The sequence below is a fragment of the Pseudarthrobacter arbutini genome (assembly GCF_054510915.1).
The window spans coordinates 144720-160151 of sequence record NZ_JBTNDQ010000002.1; the positions used below are offsets into that span (position 1 = coordinate 144720).

The 15432-nt window shown below is 64.7% G+C and carries 12 protein-coding genes; all 12 read right to left on the reverse strand.

Features of this window, described 5'->3' with window-relative positions; genetic code table 11:
- Positions 1–2 precede the first annotated feature (2 nt).
- The 12 genes from gap to ACX80V_RS02815 all read right to left on the reverse strand — a co-directional run bounded on the left by gap (position 3) and on the right by ACX80V_RS02815 (position 15400).
- Positions 3–1013 carry a type I glyceraldehyde-3-phosphate dehydrogenase gene (gap, locus tag ACX80V_RS02760; protein WP_485841844.1) on the reverse strand — a complete coding sequence of 337 codons (1011 nt, stop codon included), beginning with the start codon at positions 1011–1013 and terminating at the stop codon, positions 3–5.
- A gap of 264 nt (positions 1014–1277) precedes the next feature.
- Entirely contained in the window at positions 1278–1904 is a 627-nt protein-coding gene (locus ACX80V_RS02765; RefSeq protein ID WP_056339769.1) for a superoxide dismutase, read from the reverse strand.
- Positions 1905–2015: 111 nt separating this feature from the next.
- Positions 2016–2996 (reverse strand): DNA-binding protein WhiA, encoded by a 981-nt coding sequence (gene whiA, locus ACX80V_RS02770; RefSeq protein WP_056339766.1) that lies wholly within the window; start codon positions 2994–2996, stop codon positions 2016–2018.
- Between the two features lie 9 nt (positions 2997–3005).
- Positions 3006–4025, reverse strand: a complete 1020-nt coding sequence (locus tag ACX80V_RS02775; protein ID WP_485841845.1) for a gluconeogenesis factor YvcK family protein — start codon at positions 4023–4025, stop codon at positions 3006–3008.
- Positions 4025–4948, reverse strand: coding sequence for an RNase adapter RapZ (rapZ, locus tag ACX80V_RS02780; RefSeq protein WP_058932525.1), 924 nt, complete (start codon positions 4946–4948; stop codon positions 4025–4027). The genes ACX80V_RS02775 and rapZ overlap by 1 nt, the downstream gene beginning before the upstream one ends.
- A 72-nt stretch (positions 4949–5020) precedes the next feature.
- A complete protein-coding gene (uvrC, locus tag ACX80V_RS02785; RefSeq protein ID WP_485841846.1) occupies positions 5021–7027 on the reverse strand; it encodes an excinuclease ABC subunit UvrC in 2007 nt (668 codons plus the stop codon).
- A gap of 19 nt (positions 7028–7046) precedes the next feature.
- Complete coding sequence (locus tag ACX80V_RS02790) at positions 7047–7715, reverse strand: lysophospholipid acyltransferase family protein (protein WP_485841847.1); 669 nt, start codon at positions 7713–7715, stop codon at positions 7047–7049.
- On the reverse strand, positions 7702–8415 hold the full coding sequence (locus ACX80V_RS02795) for an HAD hydrolase-like protein (RefSeq protein ID WP_058932528.1): 714 nt from the start codon (positions 8413–8415) through the stop codon (positions 7702–7704). The genes ACX80V_RS02790 and ACX80V_RS02795 overlap by 14 nt, the downstream gene beginning before the upstream one ends.
- Positions 8416–8493: 78 nt before the next feature.
- On the reverse strand, positions 8494–11421 hold the full coding sequence (gene uvrA / locus ACX80V_RS02800) for an excinuclease ABC subunit UvrA (protein ID WP_485841848.1): 2928 nt from the start codon (positions 11419–11421) through the stop codon (positions 8494–8496).
- A 48-nt stretch (positions 11422–11469) separates the two neighbouring features.
- Positions 11470–11850: a GntR family transcriptional regulator gene (locus ACX80V_RS02805; protein WP_056339746.1), complete on the reverse strand. Its 381-nt coding sequence runs from the start codon at positions 11848–11850 to the stop codon at positions 11470–11472.
- Positions 11847–13658, reverse strand: coding sequence for an ABC transporter ATP-binding protein (locus tag ACX80V_RS02810; protein ID WP_485841849.1), 1812 nt, complete (start codon positions 13656–13658; stop codon positions 11847–11849). Before ACX80V_RS02810 ends, ACX80V_RS02805 begins: the two co-directional genes overlap by 4 nt.
- Positions 13655–15400 (reverse strand): ABC transporter ATP-binding protein, encoded by a 1746-nt coding sequence (locus ACX80V_RS02815; RefSeq protein ID WP_485841850.1) that lies wholly within the window; start codon positions 15398–15400, stop codon positions 13655–13657. Before ACX80V_RS02815 ends, ACX80V_RS02810 begins: the two co-directional genes overlap by 4 nt.
- Between the last annotated feature and the right edge of the window lie 32 nt (positions 15401–15432).

Genomic DNA, 15432 nt, shown 5'->3' on the forward strand with positions numbered 1-15432 from the left:
CCCTAGCCCAGCTTGGCTGCGACGAGCTCCGTGAGGTCCACGAGGCGGTTGGAGTAGCCCCATTCGTTGTCATACCAGGAAACAACCTTGACCTGGTTGCCGATGACCTTGGTCAGGCCGGAGTCGAAGATCGACGACGCCGGGTCCCCGACGATGTCCGAGGACACGATCGGTGCGTCCGTGTAGGTCAGGACGCCCTGGAACTCGTCGGACTCCGAAGCCTTCTTCAGCGCCGCGTTGACTTCCTCGACGGTGGTCTCGCGGGAGACCGTGACGGTGAGGTCGGTGGCCGAGCCGGTGGGGACGGGCACGCGGATGGCGAAGCCGTCCAGCTTGCCCTTGAGCTCGGGCAGGACCAGGCCGATCGCCTTGGCCGCACCCGTGGAGGTGGGGACCATGTTGATGGCGGCGGCACGGGCACGGCGGAGGTCGTTGTGCGGGCCGTCCTGCAGGTTCTGGTCAGCCGTGTAGGCGTGGATGGTGGTCATCAGGCCACGCTCGATGCCGAAGGTGTCGTTGAGGACCTTGGCCAGCGGGCCCAGGCAGTTGGTGGTGCAGGACGCGTTGGAAATGATGTTGTGCGCCGCGTTGTCGTACAGGCCCTCGTTGACGCCCATCACGATGGTGATGTCCTCGTCGGAGGCAGGTGCGGAGATCAGGACCTTCTTGGCGCCTGCGTCGATGTGCTTCTGCGCGGCAGCGGCCTTGGTGAAGAAGCCGGTGGACTCGATGACGATGTCAACGCCCAACTCGCCCCAGGGCAGGTTGGCGGGATCGCGTTCGGCGAGGACCTTGATGACGTTGCCGTCGACAACAATGTTGCCGTCCTTGACCTCAACGGTTTCCTTCAGGCGGCCGCCGACGGAGTCGTACTTAAGCAGGTGGGCCAGTGCCTCAGGGCTGGTGAGGTCGTTGACGGCAACGATCTCCAGGTCCGCGCCCTGCGCGAGGGCTGCGCGGAAGTAGTTGCGGCCGATGCGGCCGAAGCCGTTGATACCAATACGGGTCGTCACTTGTTCAGTCTCCTTGGTGCTTGATTAAGCACAAACTAGTTGAGCGGGCATTGAAGCCAACTAACAGATCCCGCACGCCATTGGGCAGAGATGATTAACAGATCGGAGGGCGACCAGCCACATTGCTGAAGGCAGACCGCCTTCCGTGATCCATCTTACGTTTAAGTAGGTCCGCCCCCGCAAGTGCGGGGGCGGACCTTCCACATTCCGGCCGAAATCACGCCGAAATGTGAAGTTTGTTACACGCTCATATACTGCGGGTCACTACGGCAGGGTGATGAGGCCCGTGGCGTTGGTGCGTGCTGCATCGAAGCGCTTGGCGACATCGGCCCAGTTGACGATGTTCCAGAAGGCCTTGACGTAGTCAGCCTTGACGTTGACGTAGTCCAGGTAGAAGGCGTGCTCCCACATGTCCAGCATCAGCAGCGGCGTGGTGCCGAGAGCCACGTTGCCCTGCTGGTCGTAGAGCTGCTCGATGACCAGGTTGCCACCGATCGGCTCGTAGGCCAGGAAGCCCCAGCCCGATCCCTGCAGGCCAAGGGCAGCCGCGGAGAACTGTGCGCGGAAGGCGTCGAAGGAACCGAAGGCGTCGTCGATGGCAGCTGCCAGCTCGCCCTCAGGCTTGTCGCCGCCGTCCGGTGACAGGTTGTTCCAGAACACCGAGTGGTTGATGTGGCCGCCGGTGTGGAATGCGAGGTCCTTGGAAAGGCGGTTGATGTTGGCGAAATCGCCCTTGTCGCGCGCCTCTGCCAGCTGGGCAAGGGCGTTGTTGGCACCTGCAACGTAGGCAGCGTGGTGCTTGCTGTGGTGCAGCTCCATGATGCGCGCCGAAATGTGCGGCTCAAGCGCCGCGTAGTCGTAGCTGAGTTCTGGCAGTACGTACTCGGTCACAAAATCCTCCAATGTCGTGGACGGTCTGTCCGGGTTGTAACTCTCGGATTGTGCATCCGGATGACTGGCATCCGGAAGATCAGGGTGAACGCTCTGATTCTAGGGGCGCCGCTACTCGTCCAGCATCTCAGGCGTCACATTGGCATCAGTGCCAGGGATCCCCAAATCTATGGCCCGCTTATCCGCCATGGCCAGAAGCCGGCGGATGCGGCCGGCGATGGCGTCCTTGGTCATTACCGGATCTGCCAGGCGCCCCAGCTCGTCCAGGCTCGCCTGTTTGTGGGCCACCCGGAGTTCGCCGGCGTATTTGAGGTGGTCCGGGACGTCGTCGCCCAGGATCTCCAGTGCCCGGTCCACCCTGGCTCCGGCGGCCACGGCCGCCTGGGCGGAGCGCCGCAGGTTGGCGTCGTCAAAGTTGGCCAGCCGGTTGGCCGTGGCCCTGACTTCCTTGCGCATCCGGCGCTCTTCCCAGACCATCAGGGCATCGTGGGCGCCCATGCGGATGAGCAGGGCGGCGATGGTGTCGCCGTCGCGGATCACCACCCGGTCCACTCCCCTGACTTCGCGGGCTTTGGCCTGGATGCCAAGACGGCGGGCGGCACCAACGAGGGCAAGCGCGGACTCGGGGCCCGGGCAGGTGACCTCCAGCGATGACGAACGGCCCGGTTCCGTGAGGGACCCGTGGGCCAGGAACGCACCACGCCACACGGCCTCGGCGTCGGCAGCCGAGCCGTTGACGACGGCCGAGGGAAGCCCCCGCACCGGCCGGCCGCGGCCGTCCAGGAGGCCTGTCTGCCGGGCCAGGGACTCGCCGTCGCGGACTACCCGCACCACGTACCGGCTGCCGCGGCGCAGTCCGCCGCCGGAGACAACGATGATCTCGCTCTGGTGGCCGTAAACCTCAGCGATGGCTGCCCGCAGCCTACGCGCCGTGGATGCGAGGTCAACCTCGGCTTCGATCACGATCCGGCCAGAGATGATGTGCAGGCCGCCGGCGAAGCGCAGCATGGCCGAGACCTCTGCCTTGCGGACTGAAGATTTCTTGATGTCCAGACGGGACAGTTCTTCCTTGACCGATGATGTCAGTGCCATGGCACCTTCCTAACTGTTCCCAAAAATGTCGTGGTACGCCGCTGCCAGACGCAGGGGGTCATGGACGGGTCGGCGGCCCGACGCCCCCACTTTACCCAAGACAACCTCGGCGCCGATCATCCCGGCGGCTTTCTCGAACTCCTGCCGGTCCGGCACCGACGCGGGATCCGCCAGGACAACGTCGACGCTGAAGTCCGGCGCATACCGGCGCAGTGCGTACAGGTGGTCCGCCGCCGACATGCCGGTGGTCTCCTTGGTGTCCGTGGCCAGGTTCATGGTGAGACAGCGTTTTGCGGCTGTGGCACTCAGGGCGTCACGCATTTCCGGGAGCAGCAGGTGCGGCAGCACGGACGTGTACCAGGACCCCGGCCCCAGGATGACCCAGTCAGCCAGTTCGATGGCTGTCAGGGCTTCAACGCAGGCCGGCGCCTGTTCGGGCAGGAGCCGGACGTGCTCCAGCGAGCCGGCAACGGCGCACCGCGCTTGCCCACGGATTGTCTGAAGCGCGAACGTGCCGTCAGGTGCAGTGACGCGGATGTCACCTTCAATGGTCAGCGGAACGGTGGACATGGGCAGGACCTGTCCACGGGCACCGAGCAGGGCGCCGGCCCACTTCAAGCCGGCCACGGTGTCGCCCAGCAGTTCCCAAAGGGTGACGATGAGCAGGTTGCCCATTGCATGCTCGTCCAGCGATCCGCCGCTGCCCTGGCCGGGCCGGAAACGGTGCTGCATCACGTCGCGCCAGGTGCGTCCCCAGTCCGTGTCATCGCACAAGGCGGAGAGCGCCATGCGCAGGTCTCCGGGCGGCAGGACGCCGTACTCGTCGCGCAGACGCCCTGAAGACCCGCCGTCGTCAGCCACAGTGACAATGGCGGTCAGCTCGGAGGTGAGCAGCCGCAGCGCCGACAGCGAAGCGGACAGTCCGTGCCCGCCGCCGAGCGCCACGACGTTGGGGCCCTTGTCCTGCTGGCCGGCGGCCGTTCCGCTGGAAACCGGTACGAGCGGGAGGGGCCCGGTGAACATCCCCATTACTCGCGGCCCAGATCCCGATGGGTGGTGGTCACGGTCACGCGCGGATACTGTGCCAGTTTCTTGGAAAGCTCGACGGCGACGGCCACGGACCGGTGCTTGCCGCCGGTACAGCCGACGGCGATGGTGGCGTAGTGCTTGTTTTCGCGCCGGTAGCCGTCCAGGACGGGCTCGAGCGCCAGGACATAGCGGTCCACGAAGTTCTTTACACCTTCCGCCTCGAGGACGTAATCGCTGACGTCCTTATCCAGGCCCGTATGCGGGCGCAGCTGCGGGACCCAGTGCGGATTCGGGATGAACCGGACGTCAGCAACGTAGTTGGAATCCACCGGCAGGCCGTACTTGAAGCCAAAGCTCATGACGTTGAGCCGCAGTGCCACCGGGCCGGTCTCGCTAAAGAGTTCCGTGATGGCGGTAGCCAGGGCGTGGACGTTGTAGGTCGAGGTATCCAGTACGACGTCGGAGCTGTCGCGCAGTTCCTTCAGCACCTCCCGTTCGGCTGCAATGCCGTCGAGGATGCGGCCGCCTTCCTGGAGCGGATGGGGCCTGCGGCCCTGCTCGAACCGGCGGACCAGGACGTCGTCTTTGGCGTCGAGGAAAAGGACCCGGAACTTGACACCACTGGCGGCGAGGGCCCCCAGGGCCGCACGGACGTCTACAAAGAGGCCTTTGCTGCGGACATCCATCACCACGGCCAGCCGCGGAATGGACTGCGGAGCGTGGGAGACAATCTCGGCCAGGGTGCCGAGCATCTGCGGCGGCAGGTTTTCCACGACATACCAGCCATGGTCCTCAAGTGCGTCCGCGGCGGTGCTGCGTCCCGCCCCTGACATACCGGTGACCACCAGCAGTTCCGCTTCGAGGGGCTTGACCGGCGTCAGCCCGTCCTGCTCCGTCCCGGATTCCGCCGTAGAGTCTGCCATTCGTTCCGCCCCGTTTCTGTCCAGATGAAGGCAGGCGCCCGCAATGGCGGAAACCTGCGTTCCTTACCCTACCTAGGTTTCAATGATTTCGCCGGTGGCCATATTCACGGCCGGAAGCGCGTCGCCGGCCGTGTCGTCGCCGCTGAAGTGGGCCACGATGGCGTTGGCAAGGGATGGTCCAATGCCCTTGGCCGCCGTGAGCTCGGCCGCGGTGGCGGCTTTCACGCCTTTGACGGATCCGAAGTGGGTGAGCAGGGCCTTGCGTTTGGACTCGCCAAGGCCCGGCACTCCGTCCAGCGCCGAGACGGTCATGGCCTTGCCGCGCTTCTGCCGGTGGAAGGTGATGGCGAAGCGGTGGGCTTCGTCACGGATCCGCTGCAGCAGATAGAGTCCCTGGGACGTCCTGGGCAGGATCACGGGGAAGTCGCTGTCCGGCAGCCAGACTTCCTCAAGGCGTTTGGCCAGGCCCACCACGTAGACATCCTCAATGCCAAGATCCGCCAGCGCCCGGGCTGCGGCGTTCACCTGGGGCTTGCCGCCGTCGACCACCACCAGGTTGGGCGGGTACGCGAACTTCGCCCGCGGCGCCGCAGTCGTGGTGTCCAGGATGGCCGCATCGGCGGCCGCTTCCAAGGCGGCTTGGTGCCCTGGCAGGGCGGACGCTTCGACCTGCGCCGACTTGTCCTGCAGGTAGTGCCGGAAGCGCCGCGTCAGGACATCGTGCATGGCGGCGGTGTCATCTGCCGCGGCTGCCCCGGTGACGGAGAATTTTCGGTAATCGGACTTCTTGGGCAGTCCGTCCTCGACCACCACCATGGACGCCACGACGTTGGTGCCCTGGACGTGGGAGACGTCGAAGCATTCGATCCGCAGGAGCGCCACGGGCAGGTCCAGGGCTTCCTGCAGCTCCTGCAGTGCCTGGGAGCGCACGGTGAGGTCCCCGGCGCGGCGGGTCTTATGCAGTTTGAGCGCGTGCTCGGCGTTTTCACGGACGGTGGACATGAGCGCGGCCTTGTCGCCGCGTTGCGGCACCCTGACATCCACCTTGGCTCCGCGCAAGCCGCCGAGCCATTCCGTCAGCTCGGCGGCGTTGCTGGGTTCGACGGGCACCAGGACTTCGCGGGGCAGCCTGCCATGGCTGTCGCCGTCGTCGCCGTAGACCTGCTGCAGCAGGTGTTCCACCAGATCCGGGGTGGTGGCGTCCTCCACTTTTTCCACCACCCAGCCGCGCTGGCCACGGATCCGGCCACCCCTGACGTGGAACACCTGGACGGCAGCCTCCAACTCGTCCTCGTGCAGTGCGAAGACATCGGCTTCGGTATCGTCGGCGAGCACCACGGCGTTCCGCTCAAAGACCTTCCGAAGGGCGGAGATGTCATCACGGAGCCTCGCCGCACGCTCGTAGTCGAGGGTGCCAACGGCGTCGGCCATCTGCTTTTCGAGTTTGGTGATGAAACGCTTGGCCTCGCCGCCCATAAACGCGCAGAAGTCCTCCGCCAGGGCCCGGTGTTCCTCGGGAGTCACCCGGCCAACACACGGGGCGGAGCATTTATCGATGTAGCCCAGCAGGCACGGCCGGCCGCTCGCCTGGGCCCGTTTGAGGACGCCGGCACTGCAGCTGCGGACGGGGAAAACCCGCAGCAAGGTGTCCATGGTTTCCCGGATCGCGCCGGCCGTGTACGGGCCGAAGTACCGGGTGCCCTTGCGGCGGTCCCCCCGCATGACCTGGACCCTGGGGAGCTTCTCGCTCATGGTGAGGGCCAGGTACGGATAGGTTTTGTCGTCGCGGAAGACCACGTTGAAGCGTGGCTTGTATTCCTTGATCCAGGTGTATTCAAGCTGCAGCGACTCCAGCTCGCTGCCCACCACTGTCCATTCGACACTGCTGGCCGTGTGAACCATTGCGTGGGTTTTGGGCAGCAGGCCCGCCGGATTCGCGAAGTAGGAGTTCAGGCGGGAGCGAAGGCTTTTGGCTTTGCCGACGTAGATGACCCGGCCGTGGGGATCGCGGAACCGGTACACCCCGGGGTTGGTGGGAATTTCACCCGTCTGGGGCCTGTAACTTGCTGGATCTGCCACTACTTCATTCTACTAACGCCTAGTCCGCGGCCTTGCTCTGGTTGTAGCTGGTGGAGCGTTCCTGGCCGCTGAGTTCGGCGATCGCATCCATGATGCGGTCCGTTACCTGCCGCCGCGCCGGCAGCGAATGATCCGGGCCGGTCTTGTCGAAATACAGGGGCTCCCCCACCTTCATGGTGAAGTGATGCGGCTTGAAGCCCTTCTCACCGGCCGGCTGCAGGTTCTCCGTCCCGATCAGTCCGACCGGGATCACGGGAGCTCCGGTTGCCAGTGCAAGCCAGCCCACGCCGGTGCGGCCGCGGTAGAGAATACCGTCCCGTGAGCGCGTGCCCTCGGGGTAGATGCCGATGCCTTTGCCCGCTTCGAGGATGTCCAGGAGGGTTTTGAGCGCCTGGACGCTTGCTGCCTGCTCGCCGCGCTCCACCGGGATGGAACCCACGGACTCAAAAAAGGATTTCATGACCCTGCCCTTCACGCCACCGGTGGTGAAGTACTCGGCTTTGGCGAAGAAGGCCACGGGCCGCGGCATCAGTGCCTGGACAATGACGCTGTCAAAGAAGGAAAGATGGTTCGGGGCCACAATGAAGGGCCCCTCTTTTGGGACGTTTTCAAGGCCGACGACGGTGGGCCGGCAGGTGCCCGCGACGAGCCCGCGAAATGTCCAGCGGACCGCCTCAAACAGCGCCATCGTTGCGCACCTCACTCATCGCGGCAGCGTGGATGGCTTCGAGGCGCCCGATGGCGGCAACCATGCCCGCGGTGGTGTCCACCACGGTGACGGCCCCGGCTTCCTCGAGTTCCCCGTCGGGAGCGAAACCCCAGCCCACGCCGATGCAGTCCAGCCCGTTCGCGATGGCTCCCGCCACATCCTGGGCGCGGTCACCCACCATAACGGCGTGCTGCGTGGAGAGGTCCGTCAGGGCCGCGGCGATGATGTCTGCCTTCCCCACCGGACCGTCCGTTGACGATTCGTTGTCTGCCGAACCCCTGATGGACTGGAACAGGTTGGCGATGCCGTGGTGGCGCAGCACGATCTGGGCCAGCCCTTCGGGCTTCTGCGTGGCGACGGCCACTGGCCTGCCTTCGGCCGCGAAGGTCTCCAGCGCTTCCCTGATCCCGGGGTACAGCCGGCTCTGGGCTATCCCAGTGGCCAGGTAGTACTGCCGGTACGTCCGGATGACCTCGTCAAGCATCTCGGCCGGAACCTTGCAGACACTCTGGAGTGCGTCGCTGAGTTTGGGGCCGATCATCGAGTTCAGGACGTCCTGGCCAGGAACCGGCAGACCTGCGGCGGCAAGGGCTGCTGCGATTCCGCCGGATATTCCGCCGGCCGGATCGACAAGAGTGCCGTCCAGGTCAAAGATCACGGGCACTGTTGTTTGAGTCACCGGCTTAGTTTCTCACGACACCGAGCATGCCTGAAACTCGCATGCCCGACACGGCATACGTCATCGGAGGCCAACCGCTTAGCCCAGTATTTCCGCGAGGAAGGATGCCGTATGGCCCTTGGTGGATTTCGATACCTGCTCGGGCGTGCCGGTGGCCACGATCTGGCCGCCGCCCGAACCACCGTCCGGGCCAAGATCCACGATCCAGTCGGCGCTCTTGATGACGTCCAGGTTGTGTTCGATGGTGATCACCGTGTTGCCCTTGTCCACCAGACTTTGAAGGACCATCAGGAGCTTGCGGATGTCCTCGAAGTGCAGGCCCGTGGTGGGCTCGTCGAGAACATACACACTGCGTCCGTTGGAGCGCTTCTGCAGTTCCGCGGCGAGCTTGACACGCTGGGCCTCGCCGCCGGAGAGGGTGGTTGCCGGCTGTCCCAGCCGTACGTAGCCGAGGCCCACGTCCACGAGGGTGTTCAGGTGCCGGGCGATCGGGGAGAAGGCAGCGAAGAACTCCGCACCTTCTTCGATGGGCATGTTGAGCACATCCGCAATGGTCTTGCCCTTGTAGTGGACTTCGAGGGTTTCGCGGTTGTACCGTGCGCCGTGGCACACCTCGCAGGGCACGTAGACGTCCGGCAGGAAGTTCATTTCGATCTTCAGCGTGCCGTCCCCTGCGCAGGCTTCGCAGCGCCCGCCCTTGACGTTGAAGGAGAACCGGCCTGGCAGGTAGCCACGGACCTTGGCCTCGGTGGTCTCGGCGAAGAGCTTGCGGATGTTATCAAAGACGCCGGTGTACGTGGCCGGGTTGGAGCGTGGGGTGCGCCCGATAGGGCTCTGGTCCACGTGCACCACCTTGTCCAGGTGCTCCAGGCCCATGACGCTCTTGTGGCGTCCGGCCACCTGTTTGGCGCCGTTGAGCTTGTTGGCCAGCACCTTGTAGAGGATCTCGTTGACCAGGGTGGATTTGCCGGAGCCGCTGACGCCGGTCACGGCGGTGAACAGGCCCAGGGGGAAGGCCGCATCAACGTTGACCAGGTTGTTTTCACGCGCCCCGACGACCTTCAGCTCACGCTTCTTGTCGTATTTGCGCCGCTTCTTGGGGATGTCGATCTTTTTGCGGCCGGACAGGTAATCGCCGGTCAGTGAGTTGGTGTTGGCCAGGAGATCCTGGTACGAACCGGAGTGCACCACCTGGCCGCCGTGCTCGCCTGCGCCGGGCCCGATGTCCACGATCCAGTCCGCCACCTGGATGGTGTCCTCATCGTGCTCCACAACGATGAGGGTGTTTCCCATGTCCCGGAGCCGGGTCAGGGTGTCAATAAGCCGGCGGTTGTCGCGCTGGTGGAGTCCGATGGAGGGCTCGTCCAGGACGTACAGGACGCCCACGAGGCCGGAACCGATCTGGGTGGCGAGCCTGATCCGCTGCGCTTCGCCGCCGGACAAGGTGGCGGAGGGGCGCTCGAGATTCAGGTATTCCAGCCCGACGTCGAGCAGGAAGGTCAGCCGGGCCTGTATTTCCTTGAGCACCTGGTGGGCGATCTGGGCCTCGCGGCCGGTGAGGACCAGGTTGTTCAGGAAGTCCGCGCACACGCGCATGGGCATGCCGGCCACGTCGGCGATGGACTTGCCGTTGATCAGGACGGACAGCGAGGCGGGGTTGAGCCGGGCGCCATTGCACGCGGGGCAAGCGATCTGCCGCATGTACTCTTCGTAGCGGTCGCGCGCCCACTCGGAGTCCGTCTCACCGTGCTTGCGGTGGACGTACTGGATGGCACCTTCGAAGCCGGTGCTGTATTTACGTTCGCGTCCGAAGCGGTTCTTGTACTGGACAACCACCTTGTGGTCCTTGCCGTGCAGGACGGTCTGGCGGACGTCGTTGCCCAGCTTCTCCCAGGGTGTGTCCATGGAGAAGCCAAGCTCCTTGGACAGCCCTTCGAGCAGGCGGTTCCAATACTCGGTTGTTGCGGTGCCAAGTGACCATGGCGCGATGGCGCCCTCGGACAACGACAGCTCAGGATTCGGAATGATCAGTTCTTCGTCAACCTCGAGCCGTGTACCGATGCCGCTGCACGCGGAACAGGCGCCGAATGGGTTGTTGAAGGAGAAGGACCGCGGCTCGATTTCATCGATGGCCAGGGGATGTTCGTTAGGGCAGGCGAGGTTCTCGGAAAATGCCCGCAGCCGTCCCGGCGCGGCTGCGTCCAGATCGACGAACTCGGCCAGCACCCGGCCTTCGGCCAGGCCAAGCGCCGTTTCAACGGAGTCCGTGAGGCGCTGGCTGATGCCTTCCTTAACCACCAGGCGGTCCACCACCACCTCAATGGTGTGCTTGAACTGCTTGCCGAGTTTGGGCGGCTCGCTCAGCTGGATCAGCTCACCGTCCACCCGGGCACGCGAATAGCCCTTGGCGGTCAGCTCCTTGAAGAGGTCCACGAACTCGCCCTTGCGCCCCCGCACCACCGGCGCCAGGACCTGGAATCGCGTGCCTTCGTCAAGCTCAAGCAGCTGGTCCACGATCTGCTGCGGAGTCTGCCGGGCCACAACCTCGCCACAGACCGGGCAATGCGGCCGTCCCACGCGTGCCCACAGCAATCGCATGTAGTCATAAATTTCGGTGATGGTGCCAACCGTGGACCGGGGGTTCTTGCTGGTGGACTTCTGGTCAATCGATACCGCCGGCGAGAGCCCCTCGATGAAATCGACGTCCGGCTTGTCCACCTGGCCGAGGAACTGGCGGGCATAGGCCGACAGGGACTCAACGTAGCGCCGCTGGCCCTCGGCGAAGATTGTGTCGAACGCCAGGGACGACTTCCCGGAACCGGACAGCCCGGTGAAAACGATCATGGCATCACGGGGCAGATCCAAGTCCACGTTGCGCAGGTTATGCTCGCGCGCCCCTTTGACCACAAGGCGGGAGAGGTCTGGCCGGGCAGGCGTGGCTGGGGCCTGGGGAACGGCGACGGGGACGGATTCGACTGCTGTTTCTTCAGCTACGGCTTTAGGCACCCACTAATGCTAATCGAAAACTTCTTCGAATATCCATGCGGGGTCCGGCTAGTCGGCGTCGTAGGCTGCCGCCAGCAGCTGGACTGCTTCCGCAAAGGTGGCACCTTGGGCCTTGGCCACTGACGCATAGGAGTTGGCGGCCAGGGAGAGCGCATCCGCCCGCTCATCACGCGCGCACACCACAGTGCCGTTCCTGCCCTTCGTGGCCACGACACCGGCTGCCTCCAGCTCCTTGTACGCCCTGGCCACCGTGTGGGGCGCGACGTCGAGCAGCCCCGCCAGGGTCCGCACCGCCGGCAGCTTGGTTCCCGGCGGAAGGGCCCCGCTGTCCGCAAGGCGGATCACATGCAGGCGCAGCTGCTCAAACAGTGCCACCGTGCTGGACTGGTTGGGCTTCCAGGTTCCGGGGAACGGACCAGCTGTTGTCATCGTCCGGCCTCCAACGTGCCGGCGCGGCCCGGGCGTCCGGCGAACTGGGCGTTGTAGAGCCGTGCATAGCGGCCGTTGGCCGCCAGGAGGGTTCGATGGGTTCCCTGCTCTGCAATGCGTCCGTGGTCCATGACCAGAATTAGATCAGCGTCCCGGACCGTGGACAAACGGTGGGCGATCACAAAGCTTGTTTTTCCACGGCGCAACCTCTGCATGGCCTGGCGGATCAGGACCTCGGTCCGGGAATCCACTGAACTGGTGGCCTCATCCAGGACCAGCACAGTGCGGTCCGCCAACTGCGCCCGGGCAATGGCGATCAGCTGGCGCTGCCCCTGGCTCAGCGGCTCTCCCCCGTTGCCCAGCATCGTGTCGTAGCCGGCCGGCAGCGACCTGATGAGGTGGTCCATGTGGCTCGCCTCGGCTGCCGCAGTGATCTCCGCAGCCGTGGCTCCTGGCCGGCCGTATTCGATGTTCTCCCTGATGGTGCCGGAAAACAGCCAGGCATCCTGCAGCACCACGCCGAATCCCTGGCGCAGGACGTCCCGCGGAATGTCAGCAATGTCGGTACCCCCGATGGTGATCCTGCCGGCGTCGACCTCATAGAACCGCATGAGCAGGTTGACAACGGTGGTCTTGCCGGCGCCCGTGTGCCCGACAATCGCGACCGTCCGGCCCGGTTCCACCGTGAACGACAGTCCACGGACCACAGGGTCAGCCCGGGCATAGCCGAAGGTGACATCACTGAACACAATCCGCCCTTCCTGACCGGGTTTGTGACCGTCACTTTCGGGCTCGGCAGGTATCTCCGCGGCGTCGAGCAGGTCGAACACACGGCGCGCCGAAGCCACGCAGGACTGGATGACGTTGAGCATGCCGCCGATCTGGCCCACAGGCTGGGTGAAAAGCCGGCTGAACTGGATGAACGCCTGGATCCCGCCGATGGTCATGGCCCCCGTGGTGACCTGGAGCGCCCCCACCACCGCCACCGCGATGTAGTTGATATTGGCAATAAGGACCATCAACGGCTGGACAATGCCGGATGAATACTGGGCCCGTGCGGACGCCCGGGCCAGGCGGTCGTTGCTTGCCTTGAAGACTGCCGCTGCCTGGTCCTGGTACCCGAAGGCCTTAATAACCTCGTGCCCGGTGACAAACTCCTCCACGTGCGCGTTCAACTCACCCGTTTCGGTCCACTGGCGGGCAAAATGCGCTTGGGACTTCCGGGCCACCATAACGGTGATAAGGGTGGACAAGGGCACCGAAACAAGCGCGATCAGGGCCAGGAGGGGCGAGATCCACAACATCATGGCCAAGGCACCGCACAGCATCAGGACAGACATGATCAGCTGCGTGAGGACCTGGCTGAGCGCTTGCGAAATATTGTCGATGTCATTGGTGACGCGGCTCAGGACATCACCCCTGGACTGCTCTTGGAAGTACGTGGAAGGAAGCCGGTGCAGCTTGTCTTCAACCGATGCCCGGAGGCGATACATCAGGCCGTGAACCGCGCTGGCCGTCAGCGCTCCCTGGATCCAGTTGAACAGCGAAGCGCCGATGTACATCGCGGCAACGGCGGCCAGCAGGAGTCCCAGGCGCTGCCCGTCGAGCGCTCCGCTGTAGACCCCATCCACCACCACATCGGTGGCATCACCGAGGTAGTGCGGTGCCGCGACGTTGAGGGCAACAAAAGCGCAGGTGGCCGCAACTGCACCCAGCATCCGCCCCCTGGACGGGCGCAGCAACGCGAGGACCCGGCGGGCTGTGGGCCAGAATCCTTCGGACGCCCCGGCGCCGGGCGAAGCGGTCATGGCGCGTCGTCCAGCGCCAGTTGGGACTCGGCGATTTCCCGGTAAGTGGCGGACGTCTCGAGCAGTTGCAGGTGTGTTCCCTGGGCAACCAGCCGGCCGTCGTCGAGCACCAGGATCTGGCCCGCTCCGGCAGCAGTGGAGATCCGTTCCGCCACGACAATGACCACTGCACCCTCAAGGGCAATCTCCAGGGCATCCCGGACCCGGGCCTCGGTGGCGAAGTCCAGCGCAGAAAAGCTGTCGTCAAAGAGATAGACGGGGACCCTCCGCAGGAGGGCCCGCGCTATGCAGAGACGCTGCCGCTGGCCGCCGGAGAGGTTCGTTCCGCCTTGCCCGACCTCCGTGTCCATCCCCCGCGGCAGCGCACGGACGAAGCCGGCGGCCTGGGCTGTCTCCATGGCTTCCCAAAGCTGGCCCTCGGTTGCCTCCGGAGCTGCGACGCGCAGGTTGTCGGCGATGGTTCCGGAGAAGAGGTGCGACAGTTGCGGCACCACCGCCATGGTCCGGCGAAGGAGGTCCAGGGGCATCGAGCAGATGTTCTGGCCGCTGATGCTGATGGTTCCGGCCGTGGCGTCCAGGAACCGGGGCACCAGGCTCAGGAGTGTCGACTTGCCGCTCCCTGTTGAGCCGACGATGGCAACAGTGGTTCCTGGTCGGACTGTGAAGCTGATGTCTTCCAGTACCGGATTTTCGGCGCCGGGGTAGGAGAAGCTGACGTTCCTGAACGTGACGCTGCCGCCCTCCAGGGAGCTCCCATGGCGGGTCTCTTGGGGCGCCTTGTGGTCCTGGACTGACGGTTTTGCGTCGAGTACGGCACCCAGCCGTTCTGCGCAGGCAGCGGCCCGCGGAGCCGTCATGAACACGTACATGGCCATCATGATTGCCAGGAGAATCTGCAGGATGTAGGCGATAAAGGCCGTGAGGGCACCAATCTTCATCCCGCCGTCGTAAACCCGGTGACCACCGAACCACACCACGGCCACCGACGACAGGTTGACCACAATCATGATCAGCGGCAGCATGCCGGCCACGAGCAGCGACGACTGAAGGTTGTTTCCCGTGAGGCTGCTGTTGGTCTTCGCAAACCGGCGTGTTTCGTGTCCCTGCCGGACGAAGGCGCGGATCACATTCGCGCCGATGATCTGCTCACGAAAGAGCTCCCCTGTTCGGTCCAGGAGCTCCTGCCCCTGCCGGTACAGGGGAACGAGGCGCCGGACGATGAGATACATGATGAGCAGAAGTATTGGCATGATGACCATCACAACGCTTGAAAGCACCATGTCCTGCTGCCACGCCAGTAAGACGCCCCCGGCCGCCATCACGGGGGCCGCCACCAGCATGGTGAAGACCAGGACGGCGAACGACTGGATCTGCTGGGTGTCGTTCGTGGCCCTGGTAACGAGGCTTTGCGTGCCGAAGGCTGCCATTTCCTGGGAAGAAAGCGACTGGATCCTGGCGAAGACCTCGCCGCGCAGCTGGTGCCCGAGCTTCATGGCAACCACTGCCCCGAAGTAGCCCGCGGCGATGGCTGCCGACGCCTGGACCGCAGCTATCAGGACCATGACAGTGCCCAAGCGGAAGATTTCCGGCGTATTCCCCGCAACGATGCCGTCGTCGATGATGGCAGCGTTGATGGTGGGCAGCAGCAGGTTGCCTGCGGTCTGGACAAGCTGGAGAGCAACGATCGCGGTCACGGCGCCTTTGTGGCCAGCCAGCAGCCGGGTCATCAAACCGAAAAGCATCGCACCTCCAGGACGGATTTGGGAGGCCGATG

Excerpts from the sequence above, each read along its gene's own strand:
- ACX80V_RS02810 (WP_485841849.1), bottom strand. The coding sequence starts at position 13,658 with ATGACCGCTTCGCCCGGCGCCGGGGCGTCCGAAGGATTCTGGCCCACA.
- ACX80V_RS02805 (WP_056339746.1), bottom strand. The coding sequence starts at position 11,850 with ATGACAACAGCTGGTCCGTTCCCCGGAACCTGGAAGCCCAACCAGTCC.
- whiA (WP_056339766.1), bottom strand. The coding sequence starts at position 2,996 with ATGGCACTGACATCATCGGTCAAGGAAGAACTGTCCCGTCTGGACATC.
- ACX80V_RS02775 (WP_485841845.1), bottom strand. The coding sequence starts at position 4,025 with ATGGGGATGTTCACCGGGCCCCTCCCGCTCGTACCGGTTTCCAGCGGA.
- ACX80V_RS02815 (WP_485841850.1), bottom strand. The coding sequence starts at position 15,400 with ATGCTTTTCGGTTTGATGACCCGGCTGCTGGCTGGCCACAAAGGCGCC.
- rapZ (WP_058932525.1), bottom strand. The coding sequence starts at position 4,948 with ATGGCAGACTCTACGGCGGAATCCGGGACGGAGCAGGACGGGCTGACG.
- ACX80V_RS02790 (WP_485841847.1), bottom strand. The coding sequence starts at position 7,715 with ATGGCGCTGTTTGAGGCGGTCCGCTGGACATTTCGCGGGCTCGTCGCG.